Source organism: Ignavibacteria bacterium, from assembly GCA_025612375.1.
In the GTDB taxonomy this organism is placed as follows: Bacteria; Bacteroidota; Ignavibacteria; order Ignavibacteriales; family SURF-24; genus JAAXKN01.
Window position 1 is genome coordinate 1 of sequence record JAAXKN010000121.1, and the last position, 1,424, is coordinate 1,424.

The 1,424-nt window shown below is 41.6% G+C and carries 1 protein-coding gene; it reads right to left on the minus strand.

Translation table 11 applies throughout. The annotated features are described in order from the left end of the window. Positions 1–38 precede the first annotated feature (38 nt). Complete coding sequence (locus HF312_21590) at positions 39–1,268, minus strand: IS256 family transposase (protein ID MCU7522804.1); 1,230 nt, start codon at positions 1,266–1,268, stop codon at positions 39–41. Positions 1,269–1,424 lie beyond the last annotated feature (156 nt).

A 1,424-nucleotide genomic window follows, 5' to 3' on the forward strand; every position in this document is an offset into this window, starting at 1 on the left:
GAGACTGTAAAATTCTTTGTGTAAACGGCAAAATGAACTCATAAGAATTTAGAAATTCTTTCTTCAAAAATAACAGAAAACTGAGATATAACATAGGACCAATTCCGGAGTGTGCTGGTCCATTTTTTAGAAATATCCTTGTAACTTAGGAAAAGCATTTTTGTCAATGCCTCATCATTTGGGAACTGGGTTTTTGCCTTGGTTACTTTCCTGAACTGACGGTGAAGAGCTTCCACGGCATTTGTCGTATAAATAATGCGTCTGATTTCATCAGGGTACTGAAAAAACACTGAAAGATTTGGCCAGTTTTCTCTCCATGACCTGATTACAAGCGGGTACTTTTTCCCCCATTTTTCATCCAGTTTATCGAGCTCATAAAGACCTGCTTCGGCAGTTGGGGCATTATAAACCGGCTTTAATTCTTTCATAAACTGTTTCTGATCCTTAGTCGAAATGTACTTAAAGCTGTTTCGGATCTGGTGAATTATGCATTTCTGAACCTGTGTTTCAGGGAATACACTTTCGATGGCTTCCGTAAATCCTTTCAGGCCGTCAACACAGGCAATCAGAATGTCCTGGACTCCCCGATGACGCAGTTCGTTTAATATATTCATCCAGAACTTTGAAGATTCGGCCTCACCTATCCAGATGCCAAGCATATCCTTGTAGCCATTTATATCAATGCCTAAACAGGTATAGGCTGCTTTATTTACTACTCTTCCATCTTCTTTGACCTTGTAGTGTATGGCATCCAGGAAGACAATAGGATAGATCGATTCAAGTGGCCTGGTCTGCCACTCCTTTACCATTGAAATCATGGAATCTGTTATGTTAGAAACTGATGTGGGACTCAATTTTACGCTGTACATCTCTTCAAAATGGGCCTGAATGTCACGGACACTCATACCCTTGGCGTACATCGATATTATTTTATCTTCCAGCCCCCCCAGTGTCCGCTGGTGCTTGGGTACGGCAATCGGCTCAAACTCTCCATTACGGTCACGGGGAATTGTGATGTCAATTTCACCTTCATCGGTCTTAAGCGTCTTTTGGGACTTACCGTTCCTGCTGTTGCCGGAGTTATTACCCTCAGGGTTATGTTTGTCATAGCCTAAGTGCTCCGTCATCTCACTTTCAAGCAGCTGTTCGAGGGAAGATTTAATGAGGTCCTTAATGGCTCCGCCTTTACCCATCAGGTCTTCATATGACTTGGCCGATGCGAGCTTTTTCTTAAACAGTTCAATGGCATCATCGCTGATTTTTACCATTATAGTATCTCCTGTGTAAAACGATTTGTTAAAATATGATTTATTAACATGGCCGCCAAATCCGGCTGCCAGAAAAAGTATACAACACTTCGTCCCTCGGGACTACGCTTATGTATACTTTTTCAAATCCATTTACACAAAAAGATTTACACTCCC